Origin of the sequence: Pseudomonas sp. G166, from assembly GCF_037027455.2 — a bacterium.
GTDB lineage: Bacteria > Pseudomonadota > Gammaproteobacteria > Pseudomonadales > Pseudomonadaceae > Aquipseudomonas.
Window position 1 is genome coordinate 5,116,627 of the sequence record NZ_CP146985.1, and the last position, 17,601, is coordinate 5,134,227.

Genomic DNA, 17,601 nt, shown 5'->3' on the forward strand with positions numbered 1-17,601 from the left:
ACTTCAGATGTTTTTTCGAATTAAGGGTGAATTAAGTTGCCAGAGATAATCTGGCCCCACTTGAACGACTCACCCCTTAATGACACCAAGGAAAGAACTTATGAAAACTTTGACTGCCCTGTTCACCGCTGCCGCCCTGACCCTCACCGCTGGCCTGGCCCAAGCGGATGTGCGAGTTGACCAGATCCCACAACTGGTCAAGGAAGGCAAGATCAAGTCGCTTGAGTCGATGAACGAAGAAGCCCTGAAGTTGCACCCGGGCGCGACCATCACCGACACCGACCTGGATAACCACTTCAACGGTTATGAGTATGAAGTCGAACTGAAAACTGCCGATGGCAAAGAGTTCGATGTTGATTTCGATGCCACGACCGGCAAAGTCTTGAGCAACAAGCAAGATACTTGATCCGTCAGAAAAAAAGAGCCGCGCAACTTTAGGGTTGCGCGGCTCTTTTGCATTTTTCGATAACTAACGAAAACGACCGTCAGGCGCTCAACCGAGCCGTCACTTCGTTCAACTGCCCCGACAAGCCGTGCAGATCCCGACTGGCGGCTTCGGTGCGTTGCACATTGTCCAGGTTAGTGCTGGCGATGCAGGTGATTTCAGTCAGGTTGCGCGAAATGTCTTCGGCCACGGAGGTCTGCTCTTCGGCTGCGGTGGCGATCTGGCGGTTCATGTCGCGAATCGCTTCGACAGCCTGGGTAATGCGTTCGAGCATCGCACCGGCCTGGGTCACTTGCTCCACACTTTCTTCGCTGCGGGACTGCCCGCTCTCAATGGCGTGGGCCGCGTCCACCGCACCCGTTTGTACTGTCTGGATGATCTGGTTGATCTCGATGATCGACGAGGCCGTACGCTGGGCCAGGCTGCGTACCTCATCGGCGACCACCGCGAAACCGCGCCCCGCCTCCCCGGCCCGCGCTGCTTCAATGGCAGCATTGAGGGCCAGCAGGTTGGTCTGTTCGGCGATCCCGCGGATCACTTCCAGCACCTTGCCGATACGCCCGCTGTCGGTTTCCAACTGACGGATGACCGTGGCTGTGTTGGCGATTTCGCCACGCATCCGGGTGATGGTGTGGATGGTCCCTTGCATGACCTTCTCGCCCTGTTGCGCCGATTGGTCGGCGTCATCGGCTGCCCGCGCCGCGTCGGCGGCATGACGGGCCACTTCTTGGGCCGTGGCGGACATTTCGTTCATCGCCGTCGCCACCTGATCGGTGCGTTCGAATTGCTCGCTGGTGCCCTGGCTCATCAGGCTGGCGATGGCATTGAGCTCACCGCTGGCACTGTCCAGCTCCGTGGCACTGCGTTGCAGGCGGGTAAAGGTTTCGGCCAGGAAATCACGCAATGTGTTGGCCGCTACCGCCAGATTGCCCAACTCGTCCTGACGGTTGCTCGTCACACGCTCGGCGAAACGCCCATGACTCAGTCGGGTCACGTATTCGATCAGGTTACGGATCGGCTGAACCAGGTTGCGATTGACCAGCCACAAGCTGAACAATCCAATCAGCGCACCCGACACCAGCATGACCACGGTGCCGAGCATAATCGTGCGATCGGCACCGGCGCTGATCAGCATCGATTGCTCGGTGCCCAACTGGCGCAACTGCACCACCAACGCACTCATCTGTTCACTGGCCGCACGGTCCACACCCTTGACCGCCGCATCGCCCGCCGCCGGATCGCCACCGGAGGCGATAAAGGCATCACGGCCCTTTTGGTAGGCCGCGCCCAACTGACGATGCTCATCGCGCAGCGCCTCGATACGCGTCTTGATTGGCGCCGGCACGCCTTCACGCCCGCTCAATTCGCCCAGGATGCCTTGGACATCACGCTGACGCTCCTCGAACTGCTTCCAGTATTTATCCAGGTCCGCTGGCTGCTTGCCGCGCAGCAGGACGTTTTTCCATTCCTGCACCTGCACCTTGAACTGCAGGTTGGCCTCGTCGATCAACTGCGAGGCGCGCAACGGTCCATCGATCAGGTTGCGATAGCTCTGGACACCGTTGGAAAGGAAATGAAAGGACGCCAGGGCGATCAGCAACATCGCCAACAGGCTGCCGCTCAGCAGGGCGAGAATCTGGGCTCTCAGGGATTTTTGTAGAAACATGGAGGGGATCTCTTGAGAAGAAAAAACAAACGAACTCACGGAACGACGCGCCCCGACCTCCATGTCCGTGTCGCAACCGAATGCGCGGGAATATGTACACACCATCGGCCTGTCAGGGGCGTTCTTGAGCCTTCCCGACCATCGGTAGCCAGCGGGAGTGGTCGGTTGTCTGACCTCAAAAAAACGATGCGACAACCAAAGCGCAGCGATCTGCGCCATCCATCATCGATGGACATTGCAACTCCCGGTAACTGCCGGTTTGGCGGCGCTGCACAACTGTCACAAAACCATCAAGAAAGCTTGCGAAGATGGCGCTCAAGTGAACCTGTAGCCGCGACAGGCACTTCCCGCCAGCGAGACTTCATGAACCACAGCATCGATCAAAGCCACCGCGATCCGGACCTGTTCGGCCTGCTCTACGGATTCCGTTTCCAACCCGGCGAGCGCGGGCAGGAGATAGACTCGGCTCAGGCCTTACGGAGCCTGCAACACCCGCAAGAGGCCGATGAGTTCCTCTGGCTGCACCTGAACCTGGCTCATGCCGCGTGCGAGCGCTGGATGAAAAGCCATCTGACCTTGCCAGATGAGTTTTTCGAAGCCCTGCACGAAGGCTCGCGCTCGACCCGCATCGAGCATGTCGACTCGGCATTGCTGGCCGTGGTGAACGATGTCGTGTTCAACCTCAGCAACATGGTGTCCTCGGATGTCTCCACATTGTGGGTTTGCGTGCACAGCCGATTGATCGTCAGCGCGCGCCTGCAACCCCTGCACTCGGTCGACAAGCTGCGCTCGTCGGTCAAGGCCGGCGAGCGTTTTCGCTCGCCAGTGGAATTACTCGTGCACCTGCTGCGCGACCAAGGCGAAGTACTGACCCAGATCGTGCGCAAGACCAGCCTCAGCGTCGATCAGGTCGAAGATCAGTTGCTGTCCTCGCGGCTGTCCACCAACCGCGCCGAGCTGGGCAGCAACCGTCGGGTACTGGTGCGCCTGCAACGCTTGCTGGCCCTGGAGCCAGGTTCATTGCTGCGCCTGCTCAACCGCCCGCCGCAATGGTTGCAGAAAGAAGACGTCAAGGAGCTGCGCAAATCCACCGAGGAATTCGCCCTGATCATCAACGACCTCACCGCGTTGAGCGAACGGATCAAACTGCTGCAGGAAGAAATCGCCGCCAACCTCAACGAACAGAGCAACCGCACCCTGTTCACCCTGACGGTGGTCACGGTGTTGGCGTTGCCCATCAACATCATTGCCGGTTTCTTTGGCATGAACGTCGGTGGCGTGCCGCTTGCTGGTGATCCAGAAGGCTTCTGGATCCTGGTGGCGCTGGTCGCAACCTTCACGCTGATTGCTGGCCGCTGGGCATTTCGCAAGCGCCGCGACTATTGAACATGACCTGTCCAGACAACCCCTTTTGTCGGCACAGCGGGATTTAAAAGTCTTTTTGTCATTTCTCCTGGGGTATCCTGCCCAGGCTTTTTAAAAGCGCGGATCTACCAGATCTATCAACAGACTTTGCGAGGAGCGCGATATGCACGAGATCCCTAATCTCCCCTTCCCAAGCCTGCACGACACTGAGCAGACGACCACGCTACAAGCCGGGGGGCAACCAGACGCCCAGCAACCCGAGCCGAAAGAAGCCACTGAACGCCGCCAGGCTGACAGCGAAGACTGATTGACCCGCACCACCAGACCGTGTGGAAAGCGCTAATATGCGCTTTCCACACTGCCTGAATCCTGAGCCCCGCACCATGACCGATGACTCCCCGACCTTCAGCGAAGCCCAAGCCAGCGTCCTGATCGGCACCGCCGAGAAAATGGTCGATATCTGGACACGCCTTTCTCCCGAGAAGCAAACCGCCCTGCTGGCTCGTTTCGGCACCGAAGAAAACGCCCTTGCGGCACTGGTCACCACGCACCTGGTCGGCGGGCAAAACGACCGCTGAACAACCATTGGGCAAATAGTTTTACTTTTCCACGCGCAGCCATCACGGTCGCCGTTATCATAAGCAGCCTATCTATCCTGCTGCTCCGTGGACCTTTACCCCATGACAGATTCCCAGCGCCCCCTGGCGGTCACGCTGCAAGTCGTTTCCATCGTCCTGTTCACCTTCATTGGCTACTTGAATATCGGCATTCCCCTGGCCGTGCTGCCTGGGTATGTCCACGGCGAGTTGGGTTTCGGCGCGGTGATCGCCGGGCTGGTGATCAGCGTGCAGTACCTGGCCACCCTGCTCAGCCGTCCTTACTCAGGAAAAATCATCGACAACCTGGGCAGCAAGCGTGCGGTCATGTTCGGCCTCGCCGGCTGCGGGCTGAGCGGTGTGTTCATGCTGGTGTCTGCCTGGACGCCCCACCTGCCAACGTTCAGCCTGATCAGCCTGTTGATCGGGCGCCTGGTGCTGGGCAGCGCGGAAAGCCTGGTGGGCTCCGGCTCGATTGGCTGGGGCATCGGCCGGGTCGGCGCGGCGAATACCGCGAAGGTGATTTCCTGGAACGGTATTGCCAGCTACGGCGCGCTGGCCATTGGTGCACCGCTGGGGGTATGGCTGGTCAATCGCCTGGGCCTGTGGAGCATGGGCGTCAGCATTATCATGCTAGGTCTGTTGGGCTTGGCACTGGCCTGGCGCAAGACCGCCGCGCCCATCGTCGCTGGCGAGCGCCTGCCGTTCATGCACGTGCTGGGGCGCGTCCTGCCCCACGGCTGCGGCCTGGCCCTGGGCTCCATCGGGTTTGGCACCATCGCCACGTTCATCACCCTGTATTACGCAACGCAGCACTGGGACAACGCGGTGCTGTGCCTGAGCCTGTTTGGCGCCAGCTTCATCGGCGCGCGCTTGCTCTTTGGCAACCTGATCAACCGCCTGGGCGGCTTTCGCGTGGCGATTGCCTGCCTGTCGGTGGAAACCCTGGGGCTGTTGCTGCTGTGGCTCGCACCGGACGCCCATTGGGCCCTGGCAGGCGCGGCGTTGAGCGGTTTTGGCTTTTCCCTGGTGTTTCCGGCGCTGGGCGTGGAGGCCGTCAATCTGGTGCCGGCCTCCAGCCGTGGTGCGGCGGTGGGCGCTTATTCGCTATTCATCGACTTGTCGTTGGGGATCACCGGGCCACTGGCCGGTGCAGTCGCTGCGGGCTTCGGCTTTGCCTCGATCTTTCTGTTCGCCGCTCTGGCGGCCCTGGGTGGGCTGGCATTGAGCATCTACCTGTACCGGCAGGCGCCGAAGTATCGCGAAAAACGCGAGAAAAACTAGAAGTCCACCTTGCCACGCCCAGCCTTGATCGAGCCGCGCTTGGTCTTGGATTCCAGGCGACGCTTTTTCGAGCCCAGGGTCGGCTTGGTCGGGCGACGCTTCTTTTCGACCTTGGTGGCGCTGAGGATCAACTCCGTCAGGCGCTCCAGGGCATCGGCCCGGTTCTGTTCCTGCGTGCGATATTGCTGGGCCTTGATGATCAGCACGCCGTCGCTGGTAATACGACTGTCGCGCAAGGCCAGCAAGCGCTCCTTGTAGAACTCGGGCAAGGACGAGGCCGGAATGTCGAAGCGCAGGTGCACGGCACTGGACACCTTATTGACGTTCTGCCCCCCGGCACCCTGGGCGCGGATAGCCGTCAGCTCGATCTCGGCGTCCGGGATGTGCACAGCGTTGGAAATCACCAGCATGGAAAGCGTCCGGTATCAGGCCCTACAGGATACCGCGAATCCCCCAGCCAACGATCAACCTTGTGGGAGCGAGCTTGCTCGCGATAGCGGTGTGTCAGTGGTGAAGATATAGGCTGCTGTACCGCTGCCATCGCGAACAAGCTCGCACCCACAAGGGGGATTGTGTCTTGCCTTAAAACAACAAACCCGGCGCCAGGCCGGGTTTGTCATGTTCCCAGGACGTTTTTACTTGGCAGCCGCTGCCACAGCCAGTTCATGCCGGGCACTGCGCTTGTTCTTGATCAAGTAGCACACCCACATGAACACCACCCACACCGGAATCGCATAGACCGATATCTGGATGCCGGGGATCAACAACATCACGCCCAGGATGAACACCACGAACGCCAGGCAGACGTAGTTGCCGTACGGGTACCACAGTGCCTTGAACAGCGGTGTCTGACGGGTCTGGTTCATGTGTTGGCGGAACTTGAAGTGCGAGTAGCTGATCATCGCCCAGTTGATCACCAGGGTCGCGACCACCAGGGACATCAGCAGCTCCAGCGCGTGCTGCGGGATCAGGTAGTTCAGCAACACCGCCACCAGCGTCACGGCCGCCGAAGCGAGGATCGAACGCACCGGCACGCCGCGCTTGTCGATCTTGGCCAGGACCTTGGGCGCATCGCCCTGCTCGGCCATGCCCAACAGCATGCGGCTGTTGCAGTAGGTACCGCTGTTGTACACCGACAACGCGGCGGTCAACACCACGAAGTTGAGGATATGGGCTGCGGTGTTGCTGCCCAGCATCGAGAACACCTGCACGAACGGGCTACCACTGTAGGCATCGCCGGAGGCATTGAGGGTGGTCAGCAGGCTGTCCCAAGGCGTCAGGGACAACAGCACCACCAGGGCACCGATGTAGAAAATCAGGATCCGGTAGATCACCTGGTTAATGGCCTTGGGGATCACCGTTTTCGGTTTGTCCGCCTCGGCGGCGGTGAAACCGAGCATCTCCAGGCCCCCGAAGGAAAACATGATGATCGCCATCGCCATCACCAACCCGCTCACGCCGTTGGGGAAGAATCCACCGTGGGACCACAGGTTGGTCACCGACGCTTGCGGGCCGCCATGGCCGCTGACCAGCAGGTAGCTGCCCAAGGCAATCATGCCGACAATCGCCACGACCTTGATGATCGCGAACCAGAATTCGGCCTCGCCAAAGACTTTGACGTTGGCCAGGTTGATGGCGTTGATCAGCACGAAAAACGCAGCGGCCGACGCCCAGGTCGGAATGTCCGGCGCCCAGTAGTGAATGTACTTGCCGACCGCGGTCAGTTCCGACATACCCACCAGGATGTAGAGAATCCAGCAGTTCCAGCCCGACAGGAAACCGGCAAAACCGCCCCAGTACTTGTGGGCAAAGTGACTGAAGGAACCGGCCACCGGCTCTTCGACAATCATTTCACCCAACTGGCGCATGATCATGAAGGCGATGAAGCCGCAAATGGCGTAGCCGAGGATCATCGACGGGCCGGCTGACTTCAGCACCCCCGCCGAACCGAGGAACAGGCCTGTACCAATCGCGCCGCCGAGGGCGATCAGTTGAATGTGGCGATTTTTCAGGCCGCGCTTCAGCTCGCCTGAATGCGAATTTTGTCCACTCATGAAAGGGTCTCACGCAAGGTTTGATGATGTTCGTTAGACGTTGCCACTCGAATCGGATCTCAAGCAGCGCCGATCAAACCCCAGCGCAGGCACCAGGAGTTCAGCGTTTTTTCAACGGTCATGCGTCACCTGTTTGTTTTTATCTGTGACGAAATCGAACCCGACACGCTTGTGGCGTGGCGGAGTGAACAAGGCGGATAACCTTGAAAGTGCGTGGGTACGCGAAGGGTCACAGTAAAACGCGGCGCATTGTACACCGCCGACCCCCTGCTGCCAGACACCACCAGATCAGCGTGTCATTCGCCGGGATTGCGCGTGTCCGCCTCGAAGGTTTCGGGCGGCTGCAAAAATGCGTCCAGGCTCTTGCGAGCCCTCGATGGGTATGGCGTGAAAAACGCCACGACGGGAGAAATGGAATTGAGCTACGGCGTTCATTGCGCCTCCTTCTTGTTATTCACCTGCACGACAGGCATGGGGCGCATCTCACCCTTCCCGGCGATTTGAAACAAGCGGGCCAGGGCCTTGGAAGGCCCACTACGACGGACGCGGCGGAAGCTTTTTCTTACACCATCTGGAATCGTCATTTGCGGCCAACTCGACAAGGCGAAATCGTCAGTAATTCTTTACAACCTGTAACGCAGAATTTCCAAGTAGGAATTTTCCGTCAACTGCCTGCAAATTGACGGTAGGTAGCTACCTATTAAAAAAAATCGCCAGACAGCTGTTTTTGAATGAGTAAATTCCCCACCCGAAAATGGAATAAAAAATTCAAAAGAAAAAAATAAAATAATTTTTTGCATTCCAAAAAACCCTGGACTAGGTTTCAGCGACTTGCCCACGCATCGTGCCGGCAAGTTCTGCGGCGCCGCTTCTGGCCAGTTTTCACTCGCTGACTCGCGCCGCATTTTCCGTAAAAGTCATCTAGGAGATTCACTATGCAAGCACTGGACAAAGACTTGGAAACCGAACTGCAACTGGACGAATGGTTTGAAGCACCGACCCATGAAGCCGCCGTTAAAATGATGCAAGCCGACGCCGTCGTTCCATTCGGCACGGCCATGTGGCCTCTGTAGGCATTAACCCGCGGAGCTGATCCGGCCGGTCAGCTCCGCCACTGTTACTGATGTGTCAGGGAAGCCAATTACATTTGTCAGGGGAAGAATAAGCATGGACACACAACGAGCCATCTCACATTTCCTTTACTACCTCGAACACCATCCCGCCCTGGCCGGCATCCAGCCCGCCAAGGTGTTGCTCGGCCATACCGTCGACTACGAAGCACTGACCGGGGCCATTGCCGAACAGGCTGGCAGCGCCTCGCCCTTTCGGTTCAGCACCATGCGCCTGGACCTTGAATCCACCGAGCGCCTGTCCAAGGCCATTGCCGAAAGCGATCTGTATATTTTCTTCTACGACTCCTCCACCCTGCCCAACCCGCGCCCCGACGGCCCGGACTTCGTTCGTGCATTGCAAGGCGTGATGGCAGACAACTGGAAGAAATCGCTGCTGTTCAAGGACTACGGCGATTATTTCTACGACACCTTCAGCGTCATTCCCCAACGCATCGCGGGGCTCAACAGCCACCTGATCCGGCGTATGTCCCAGGCAACGACCTTGAGCTTCCAGGATGACCACGGCTCGTATTTCGATACGGCCCTTTCCAGCGTCAAGAAATGGACCGACATCAACGGCCTTGGTAACTACGACCTGGCCCCCGGCGAAATCGCCACCCACAGCGACACCATCAATGGTCGGGTGAATTTCCTCGGCACGTTCCTGGGCACCATCCCGTTCGCGCGCAAATATGGCGTGCTGCAATCGCCGCTGGAGCTGTGGATCGAAGATTCCACCATCCAGAAAATCGCCACCGATGTACCGGGCCTGGAGCACGATTTCAACAAGTACCTGGATGCCAATCCATCCAACCGTCGCATCGAGGAACTGGGGATCGGCACCAACGAAGGGGTCAAGGGCCTGTATGCCCGCAATGCCGGCTTCGAGGAGCGCCATTGCGGCCTGCACCTGGGGCTGGGTGGCGGGGCCAAGGGGAGCCATCACCTGGACCTGATTTTCGAGGGGGGCATGTTGGCCCTGGATAACGAACCGATGTTTGATGGGCGGTTTGTGCTTTAGCTTGGGATTTCTGCAAGGCTGATGCCGCCATCGCGAGCAAGCTCGCTCCTACAGTTGGTTTTCAGTGAATAGAACAACTGCGGTCGGCACCGCACCAGTGTGGGGGCGAGCTTGCTCGCGATGGCGGACTATCTGCACCGCATCACTAAAGCCAAGCCAAAAAAAAACGCCAACCACAAGGGGTTGGCGTTTTTTCTTGCAGCTAGAAACTCACAGCTGCCTCACTCCGGCTTACGACGCCCAAACCCCGGACGTTGTCCCGAACCTGCCGGTGCCCCGCGGCGCTTGCCCGATGGCGTGTCACGGTCGACCAGGACGATGCCCGGGCGCTTTTTCGGCGCTGGCTTGGCCGGGCGCTTGGTGTCGGCCGGGCGATCGGCCACTGGCGTACCACGACCAGCAGGAGCACCGCGACCTTCGCCGCGTTCAGTCCGACCGTTGGCCGGGCGTGGCGTGCGCGGGCCGCGTTCGCCGTCCTGACGTGGCGCCGGCTTGCGGGCCGGGCGTTCGCCTTCGATCTGCGGCTCGCGGGAAGGACGTGGGCCGGTCGGCGCACCTTCAGCAGCCGGACGCAGGGTACGCACGCGCTCGGTCTTGCCCATTGGGCGCGAGGACTTACGCTGCATCCGCTCCAGCTTGTCCTTGCTCTTGGCGGTCATCTGCGGCATCGCCACCGGCTTGAGACCCACTTCGGCCGCCAGGATGTCGACTTCGTACTGGCTCATTTCGCGCCAGCGGCCCATCGGCAGGTCGGAATTGAGGAACACCGGGCCGAAACGCACGCGCTTGAGGCGGCTGACCACCAGCCCTTGGGATTCCCACAAACGCCGCACTTCACGGTTACGGCCTTCCATCACCACGCAGTGGTACCAGTGGTTGAAGCCTTCGCCGCCCGGTGCCTGCTTGATGTCGGTGAAACGCGCCGGGCCGTCTTCCAACACGACACCAGCCTTGAGGCGCTCGATCATCTCGTCGTCGACTTCGCCACGTACGCGCACGGCGTATTCGCGGTCCATCTCATAGGACGGGTGCATCAAGCGGTTGGCCAGCTCACCGTCGGTGGTGAACATCAGCAGACCGGTGGTGTTGATGTCCAGGCGACCGATGTTGATCCAACGGCCTTCTTTAGGACGCGGCATCTTGTCGAACACGGTCGGACGGCCTTCCGGGTCATCACGGGTGCAGATCTCGCCGTCGGGTTTGTTGTACATGATCACGCGGCGCACCGTTTCGGCGGCCTCTTCGCGCTTGATCACCTTGCCATCGATGGTGATGGCGTCGTGCATGTCGACACGCAGGCCCAAGGTGGCATCTTTGCCGTTGACCTTGATCCGGCCCTGGGTGATCCAGGCCTCTACGTCGCGGCGCGAGCCGACGCCGATACGGGCAAGGACTTTCTGCAGTTTCTCGCCTGCTGGGCCGATTTCCTGGCTGTCGTTCTGGTCTAGGTCTTTCATTCTGGGCACCTCCCGGTGTGGTCGGGTCAGGCCTGGCCTGACACTTTGAAAACGGGTCCTTGGCGAAGGGATCGCCAAAGGGTCGCGAATCATACGCTCGTTGCGGCATTTGCGCATCAGAGACTAGTTGATCGATGCGCGCTCAGCGCTTTTTCCGCCGACCGGTGGTGCCCAGTTTGATCAGGCGCAACGCCGCTTCGGCCAGCACCGTGCGTTTGTCATCCTTGTCGAGTTTTTTCCAGGCCTTGATCTCGCGCTTGCTACGCCCGCAACCGATGCAGATGTCGTCGTCGAATTTGCAAAGGCTGATGCAGGGGTCTTTGGTGGAGCTCATGATCATTGGACCGCACTACTTGATGTGGGAGTGGCGGTGTGTCAGACGGGATTAATCGTCGAACTGGCGCCGTTCGTTTTCAATCGCTTCAGCCAAAGCCCGGGCTTCGGCTTCTTCGTCGCTCAGTTCCGGCTCGGGTTCGCGCGGTTCGAGGGCGGCGACGGCGGCCAGGAGTTTCTCCCGAGCTTCGGCAACACCAAGAATGTCTTCTTCAGGCTCAGGCTCAGGTTCGGGTTCAGGCTCGGTCTGGAGTTCAGCTTCACCGTCGGGCTGCAAGGGCTCATCCGTCTCGCCTTCAGGCCCCGGCCCCTCACGCAGCAAGTCGTCGAAGTCGGTCTTCAAGCCTTCTTCCATGGTGTCCAGCTCCAGCAACAACGAGTGGAAACTGGTCTCCTCCTTGGGCTCCTCAGGCTCGGCGCTGGCGTCGGCCAGTTCCTGCAAGCCCTGGGGCACCGGGGCGTCGTCGAACTCCAGCATCGGTTCGGGTTCCAGCTCCCGCAACTCGGCCAGCGGCGGCAAATCATCAAGATTTTTCAGGTTGAAGTGATCGAGAAAGGCCTTGGTGGTGGCGAACATCGCCGGTTTGCCCGGCACATCCCGGTAGCCGACGACCCGGATCCACTCACGCTCCAACAGCGTCTTGACGATATGGCTGTTAACCGCCACGCCCCGCACATCTTCGATCTCGCCCCGGGTGATCGGTTGGCGATAAGCGATCAACGCCATGGTTTCGAGCATGGCGCGCGAGTAGCGCTGCGGCCGTTCCTCCCACAGGCGCCCGACCCAGGGTGCGAACTTCTCGCGGATCTGCAGGCGATAACCGGAAGCCACTTCCTTGAGCTCGAAAGCCCGCCCCTCGCAGGACTTGCCCAGGAGTGTCAGGGCTTTCTTGAACACGGCCGGCTCAGGCCGCTCGCCTTCTTCGAAGAGTTCGAACAGCCGCTCCATCGATTGCGGTTTTCCCGAGGCCAACAGGAAAGCTTCAAGCAAGGGGGCCAGCTCGCGGGGTTCAGTCAGATTCATTGATTTGCTCGTTATTCGGCTCGTGCCCGCACGTGGATCGCTGCGAACGGCTCATTCTGCACCAGCTCGACCAAGGATTCCTTGACCAATTCCAGGACCGCCATAAACGTCACCACCACGCCCAGCCGCCCTTCCTCGGCGGTGAACAGCTCGACGAACGGCACAAAGCCGCCGCCCTTGAGCCGCTCCAGCACATCGCTCATGCGCTCGCGGGTGGACAACGCTTCGCGGCTGACCTGGTGACTTTCAAACATATCGCCGCGGCGCAGGACCTCGGCCATCGACATCAACAACTCTTCCAGGCTGACATCCGGCAACAACTTGCGCGCCCGCGCTTCGGGGGCGTCGAGCTTGGGCACTACCACATCGCGGCCGACCCGGTTCAAGCCATCGAGGCCTTCGGCCGCGACCTTGAAGCGCTCGTATTCCTGCAAGCGGCGGATCAGCTCGGCCCGAGGGTCGTCCTCTTCCGCTTCGACCTCGGCCGAGCGCGGCAACAGCATCCGCGACTTGATCTCGGCGAGCATGGCCGCCATCACCAGGTATTCGGCCGCCAGCTCCAGGCGCACCGACTGCATCAGCTCGACATAGCCCATGTACTGGCGGGTGATTTCCGCCACGGGGATATCAAGGATATTGATGTTCTGTTTGCGGATCAGGTACAGCAGCAGGTCAAGCGGCCCCTCGAAGGCTTCGAGGAACACTTCCAGCGCATCCGGCGGAATGTACAGGTCCAGGGGCATTTCCATGACCGCCTGGCCATAGACCATGGCGAACGGCAGCTCCTGCTGGGCGCCGGCCTGGCTATCTGCGCTGTCCACGGCGGTTTCCACAGCCGACATTCAAGCCTCGACCATGAAGGGCGCCGGATCGCCACACCCGACACGCACCACCTGCGGCTCGCCGTCGGCCAGGTTGATCACGGTAGACGCTTTCATGCCACCAAAACCGCCGTCGATGATCAGGTCGACCTGATGTTCAAGCATCTGGCGCATCTCGTAAGGATCGGTCAGCGGCTCGGTCTCGCCGGGCATGATCAGCGTCACGCTCATCAGCGGCTCACCCAGTTCCGCCAACAGTGCCAGGGCAATGGGATGGCTTGGCACCCGCAGGCCGATGGTGCGTTTTTTCGGGTGCAGCAACAATCGCGGCACTTCCCGGGTGGCGTTGAGGATAAAGGTATACGGCCCAGGCAAATGGGCCTTGAGCAGCCGGAACGTTCCGGTGTCGATCTTGGCGAACAGGCCAAGCTGCGACAGGTCGCTGCAGATCAACGCAAAGTTGTGCTTGTCGTCCAACTGACGCAGGCGTCTTACCCGCTCCACGGCGTTCTTGTCACCGATCTGGCAACCAATGGCGTAGGCGGAATCGGTGGGATAGATCACCACACCACCGCCTCGGATGATTTCCACGGCCTGTTTGATCAGGCGCGCTTGCGGGTTTTCCGGATGAATCTGGAAAAATTGACTCACGTGTTCTACCTGTTCAGACGGCGGCGGTAACGGGATCATGTTTGAATCTACACCATAGTGGTGGCAGATCTTCCGGCAACGGGCGATATTCGCCGATCTCGGACCAGCCCCCAGGGCCATGGAAATCACTGCCGGCGCTAACCAGCAGACCGAACTCGCGGGCCAGGATCGCCAGGCTGCCAACCTGCTCGGCCGGCTGATGGCCGTTGACCACCTCGATGGCATGGCCCCCTGCTTGAATATAGTCGGCAACCAGGCGACGGCGCTTGCTGCGGGTGAAGTCATAGTGCCACGGATGCGCCAGGCTGACCCAGGCGCCGGCGGCCCGCAGGGTTTCGACGGTCTGCTCCAGCGTCGGCCAATGCTGCTTGACGTCCCCCAGCTTGCCGGCCCCCAGCCATTTGCGAAACGCTTCGGCGCGGTCCTTGACGAACCCTTCGCGCACCATCCAGTCGGCAAAGTGCGGCCGGGCCGGTGCGTTGCCACTGTCACCCAGCTCCTGCTGGATCTGCCGGGCGCCTTCCAGCGCTCCGGGCATGCCCTTGAGGGCCAGCTTGCGGCTGATCTCCTCGGAGCGTAGCCAGCGACCATCGCGCAGGTCGGCGATGGCCTGGACCAGCGCCGGCGCATGCACATCAAAACCGTAGCCCAGCACGTGGATGGTTGCCCCACCCCAGGTGCAGGACAATTCGACCCCGTTGACCAGCTGCATGCCCAGCGCCGTGGCGGCGCTGCGGGCCTCGTCGAGGCCTTCGAGGGTGTCGTGATCGGTCAGGGCCAGGACTCGCACGCCGTGCTCGAACGCCCGCGCCACCAGAACCGCAGGCGCCAGGGCGCCATCGGAGGCCGTGCTATGGCAGTGCAAATCAACATTCACGAGAGTTTGTTACCTCAAATCAGCTGGCCCTATCGCGGCCAAGGATGTTTGTTATTATGCCGCCACATCCTGCTTCTGGCTGCCACTGTGAAACAATTCATCGACTTCATCCCGCTCCTGCTGTTTTTCATCGTCTACAAACTTGATCCACGGGCCGTCGACATCGCCGGTCATTCCTTGACTGTAGGCGGTATTTACAGCGCCACCGCGGTGCTGATCATCAGCTCGCTGGTGGTCTACGGCGCGCTGTTCGTGTCCCAGCGCAAGCTGGAGAAGAGCCAGTGGCTGACCCTGATCGCCTGCCTTGTGTTCGGCAGCCTGACCCTGGCCTTCCATAGCGAAACCTTCCTTAAATGGAAAGCTCCGGTGGTCAACTGGCTGTTCGCCCTGGCCTTCATCGGCAGCCACTTCATCGGTGATCGCCTGCTGATCAAGCGCATCATGGGCCACGCCATAAGCCTGCCAGACCTGATCTGGACCCGGCTGAACATCGCCTGGATCGCCTTCTTCCTGTTCTGCGGCGCCGCCAACCTGTTCGTCGCATTCACATTCCAGGACTACTGGGTGGACTTCAAGGTCTTCGGCAGCCTGGGCATGACGCTGCTGTTCCTGATTGGCCAGGGCATTTACCTGTCCCGTCATTTGCATGATGCCGACTCCACCACGCCAAAAACCGAGGACTGACATGCTCTACGCAATCATTGCCACCGACGTCGCCAACTCCCTGGAAAAACGCCTGGCCAACCGCCCGGCGCACCTGGAACGCCTGCAGCAGCTCAAGGCCGAAGGCCGTGTCGTCCTGGCCGGCCCGCACCCGGCGGTAGACAGCAATGACCCGGGCGCCGCTGGCTTTACCGGTAGCCTGATCGTGGCCGAGTTCGACTCGCTGGTCGCCGCCCAAGCCTGGGCCGAGGCAGACCCGTTCGTCGCAGCCGGCGTCTATGCCAATGTCGTGGTCAAACCGTTCAAGCAAGTCCTGCCGTAATCCTCCACGCGCAATGAGCCTTCGCGGCTCATTGCGTTCAGTTGCTCATTTTTCTCGCTCGCCGGCCGACAACCTGTCTAATCTCGATTGGAATTCAGGAGTTGCAATGCGCAAAGGTCCGTTGTGCCTGTTATGGGTCACGTTGGCGATCGGGGCACCCGCCCATGGCGAGGAGAGCACCGAGGGCAGTCATTCGACCCCCTTGTCCCTGAGCGCCGGCAGCCAGATCGCCGAATTGCAGCAACGCTTGAAAGACAGCGAACGCCAGCGCGAAGAACTGAGCAAACAACTGCAAAGCGCCGACAGCGAACGCGAGAGCGCCTTGCTGGCGCGGTTGCGCCAGGAGAATCAGCGCCTGAAACTGCAACTCAAGGAAGCCCAGGCCAACCCCCTGCCACGCCTGTTGACCGATCAACAGCAATGGTTCGTCATTGGCGCCGGGGTAGCGCTATTGGCCCTGCTCTGCGGTATCTTTGCCAGCGGTGGACGTAGACAACGTCGGCAATGGCTAAATTGAGTGAGTCATGAGCGAGCTGTTACTGATTGATGATGACCAGGAGCTGTGTGAGCTCCTTGGCAGTTGGCTGGGCCAGGAAGGTTTCCAGGTCCGCGCCTGCCACGACGGCCAGAGTGCCCGCAAGGCCCTGGCCGAAACCGCCCCGGCGGCGGTGGTGTTGGATGTGATGCTGCCCGACGGCAGCGGTCTGGAACTGCTCAAGCAGCTACGCAACGATCACCCGGAGCTGCCGGTGCTGATGCTCTCGGCCCGTGGCGAACCGCTGGACCGCATCCTTGGCCTCGAACTGGGGGCCGACGATTACCTGGCCAAGCCCTGCGACCCGCGAGAACTGACCGCCCGCCTGCGCGCTGTGTTGCGCCGTAGCCACCCGGCGGCGGTGTCCAGCCAGATCGAACTGGGTGACCTGACCTTCAGCCCGGTGCGTGGCGTGGTCAGCATCGACGAACAGGAACAGACCCTCACCGTATCCGAAAGCCGTCTGCTCGAAGCGCTGCTCAAGCAGCCGGGCGAGCCGCTGGACAAGCAGGAACTGGCGCAGATCGCCCTGGGTCGCAAGCTCACCCTGTACGATCGCAGCCTCGATATGCACGTCAGCAACCTGCGCAAGAAAATCGGCCCCCACCCCGACGGCCGCCCACGCATCGTGGCCCTGCGCAGCCGTGGCTATTACTACAGCCTCTGAACACGGCACCGATTACTTGTGGCGGGGGGATAAATCCCCTCGCCACGGTAATCCTCTCGCCACGCTTTTTGTGTTTGGCCCACACTGTTTTGTCAGGCCTGCACCAAATCGTCTTTACCCAAGCTTTACCCACCCCTGACCGCCGCTGACCTTGATCTCCGTAATCTGCACTCATCCGGAACTGACCGGGAATGAGACAAGGAGATACCCCATGCGCAAGACCCTTATCGCTCTGATGTTCGCTGCCGCCCTGCCCACCGTCGCCATGGCCATGCCTGGAGATGCAGGCCCGATGGGGCCGATGGAGGGCCCGCGCCACGGCGGCATGATGCATGACAAAGGTCCCCTCAGTGACCTGGACCTGAGCCGCGAACAGCGCCAGCAGATCCGCAAGATCATGGGCGAGCAGCGCCATGAACGTCGCGAACTGGTAGAGAAATACCTGGCCAAATTGTCGCCAGCCGATCAGAAAGCCATGAAAGACGAAATGGAAGCCCGTCACCAGAAAGTCGACGCCCAGATCCGCAGTTTGCTCAAGCCTGAACAGCAAAAAGAGTTCGACGCGATCCAGAAGAAGCAAGCCGAGCGCCGCGCCGAGTGGGCCGAGTTCAAGGCCTGGAAAGCGCAGCAACCGCAAAAAGCGCAATAATGCACTGAGATGCCCCCAGCCCAACGGCAACCGCCGTTGGGCTTTCTTTGTTTTCGAGG

The 17,601-nt window shown here is 60.4% G+C and carries 21 protein-coding genes; 12 read left to right on the plus strand and 9 right to left on the minus strand.

The genetic code is table 11. The annotated features are described in order from the left end of the window. Positions 1-100 precede the first annotated feature (100 nt). A complete protein-coding gene (locus SGN16_RS22575; RefSeq protein ID WP_018604552.1) occupies positions 101-406 on the plus strand; it encodes a PepSY domain-containing protein in 306 nt (101 codons plus the stop codon). 79 nt (positions 407-485) lie between these two features. Here SGN16_RS22575 and SGN16_RS22580 read toward each other — a convergent pair whose 3' ends face one another. After that, on the minus strand, positions 486-2,111 hold the full coding sequence (locus SGN16_RS22580) for a methyl-accepting chemotaxis protein (RefSeq protein ID WP_335943890.1): 1,626 nt from the start codon (positions 2,109-2,111) through the stop codon (positions 486-488). A 363-nt stretch (positions 2,112-2,474) separates the two neighbouring features. Here SGN16_RS22580 and SGN16_RS22585 point away from each other — a divergent pair, with 363 nt between their 5' ends. From SGN16_RS22585 to SGN16_RS22600, 4 genes are all read left to right on the plus strand, one after another. Continuing rightward, on the plus strand, positions 2,475-3,497 hold the full coding sequence (locus SGN16_RS22585) for a transporter (RefSeq protein ID WP_210640232.1): 1,023 nt from the start codon (positions 2,475-2,477) through the stop codon (positions 3,495-3,497). 142 nt (positions 3,498-3,639) lie between these two features. Beyond that, positions 3,640-3,783 carry a hypothetical protein gene (locus SGN16_RS22590; protein ID WP_162893862.1) on the plus strand — a complete coding sequence of 48 codons (144 nt, stop codon included), beginning with the start codon at positions 3,640-3,642 and terminating at the stop codon, positions 3,781-3,783. Between the two features lie 37 nt (positions 3,784-3,820). Continuing rightward, complete coding sequence (locus tag SGN16_RS22595; RefSeq protein ID WP_210640234.1) at positions 3,821-4,054, plus strand: hypothetical protein; 234 nt, start codon at positions 3,821-3,823, stop codon at positions 4,052-4,054. Between the two features lie 102 nt (positions 4,055-4,156). Next, on the plus strand, positions 4,157-5,356 hold the full coding sequence (locus SGN16_RS22600; protein WP_210640236.1) for an MFS transporter: 1,200 nt from the start codon (positions 4,157-4,159) through the stop codon (positions 5,354-5,356). Here the strand turns inward: SGN16_RS22600 and arfB are convergent. After that, on the minus strand, positions 5,353-5,766 hold the full coding sequence (arfB, locus tag SGN16_RS22605) for an alternative ribosome rescue aminoacyl-tRNA hydrolase ArfB (protein ID WP_210640238.1): 414 nt from the start codon (positions 5,764-5,766) through the stop codon (positions 5,353-5,355). The genes SGN16_RS22600 and arfB overlap by 4 nt on opposite strands. A gap of 225 nt (positions 5,767-5,991) precedes the next feature. Further along, positions 5,992-7,410, minus strand: coding sequence for an amino acid permease (locus SGN16_RS22610; RefSeq protein WP_335943889.1), 1,419 nt, complete (start codon positions 7,408-7,410; stop codon positions 5,992-5,994). Positions 7,411-8,345: 935 nt separating this feature from the next. Here SGN16_RS22610 and SGN16_RS22615 point away from each other — a divergent pair. Both SGN16_RS22615 and SGN16_RS22620 read left to right on the plus strand, forming a co-directional pair. Next, positions 8,346-8,483: a hypothetical protein gene (locus tag SGN16_RS22615; RefSeq protein WP_055135836.1), complete on the plus strand. Its 138-nt coding sequence runs from the start codon at positions 8,346-8,348 to the stop codon at positions 8,481-8,483. A 94-nt stretch (positions 8,484-8,577) separates the two neighbouring features. Continuing rightward, on the plus strand, positions 8,578-9,543 hold the full coding sequence (locus tag SGN16_RS22620; protein WP_210640241.1) for a leucyl aminopeptidase: 966 nt from the start codon (positions 8,578-8,580) through the stop codon (positions 9,541-9,543). A gap of 221 nt (positions 9,544-9,764) precedes the next feature. Here the strand turns inward: SGN16_RS22620 and rluB are convergent, their stop codons facing one another. The 6 genes from rluB to SGN16_RS22650 form a co-directional block, all read right to left on the minus strand. Beyond that, entirely contained in the window at positions 9,765-11,000 is a 1,236-nt protein-coding gene (rluB, locus tag SGN16_RS22625) for a 23S rRNA pseudouridine(2605) synthase RluB (protein WP_123346413.1), read from the minus strand. A gap of 142 nt (positions 11,001-11,142) precedes the next feature. Continuing rightward, positions 11,143-11,334: a DUF1289 domain-containing protein gene (locus tag SGN16_RS22630; RefSeq protein ID WP_210640246.1), complete on the minus strand. Its 192-nt coding sequence runs from the start codon at positions 11,332-11,334 to the stop codon at positions 11,143-11,145. Between the two features lie 51 nt (positions 11,335-11,385). Continuing rightward, on the minus strand, positions 11,386-12,357 hold the full coding sequence (gene scpB / locus SGN16_RS22635) for an SMC-Scp complex subunit ScpB (protein ID WP_335943888.1): 972 nt from the start codon (positions 12,355-12,357) through the stop codon (positions 11,386-11,388). Between the two features lie 11 nt (positions 12,358-12,368). Next, on the minus strand, positions 12,369-13,067 hold the full coding sequence (locus tag SGN16_RS22640; protein ID WP_165826070.1) for a ScpA family protein: 699 nt from the start codon (positions 13,065-13,067) through the stop codon (positions 12,369-12,371). A gap of 132 nt (positions 13,068-13,199) precedes the next feature. Beyond that, entirely contained in the window at positions 13,200-13,829 is a 630-nt protein-coding gene (locus SGN16_RS22645) for an L-threonylcarbamoyladenylate synthase (protein ID WP_210640250.1), read from the minus strand. 13 nt (positions 13,830-13,842) lie between these two features. Further along, on the minus strand, positions 13,843-14,706 hold the full coding sequence (locus tag SGN16_RS22650) for a PHP domain-containing protein (RefSeq protein WP_210640252.1): 864 nt from the start codon (positions 14,704-14,706) through the stop codon (positions 13,843-13,845). Between the two features lie 87 nt (positions 14,707-14,793). Here SGN16_RS22650 and SGN16_RS22655 point away from each other — a divergent pair, with 87 nt between their 5' ends. From SGN16_RS22655 to SGN16_RS22675, 5 genes are all read left to right on the plus strand, one after another. Then, positions 14,794-15,390, plus strand: a complete 597-nt coding sequence (locus SGN16_RS22655) for a septation protein A (protein WP_210640253.1) — start codon at positions 14,794-14,796, stop codon at positions 15,388-15,390. Between the two features lies 1 nt (position 15,391). After that, entirely contained in the window at positions 15,392-15,691 is a 300-nt protein-coding gene (locus SGN16_RS22660; protein ID WP_210640255.1) for a YciI family protein, read from the plus strand. Positions 15,692-15,797: 106 nt separating this feature from the next. Continuing rightward, positions 15,798-16,208, plus strand: a complete 411-nt coding sequence (locus SGN16_RS22665; protein ID WP_210640257.1) for a translation initiation factor 2 — start codon at positions 15,798-15,800, stop codon at positions 16,206-16,208. A gap of 7 nt (positions 16,209-16,215) precedes the next feature. Beyond that, positions 16,216-16,893 (plus strand): response regulator transcription factor, encoded by a 678-nt coding sequence (locus SGN16_RS22670; protein WP_025215146.1) that lies wholly within the window; start codon positions 16,216-16,218, stop codon positions 16,891-16,893. A gap of 211 nt (positions 16,894-17,104) precedes the next feature. Next, complete coding sequence (locus tag SGN16_RS22675) at positions 17,105-17,542, plus strand: Spy/CpxP family protein refolding chaperone (RefSeq protein WP_335943887.1); 438 nt, start codon at positions 17,105-17,107, stop codon at positions 17,540-17,542. Positions 17,543-17,601 lie beyond the last annotated feature (59 nt).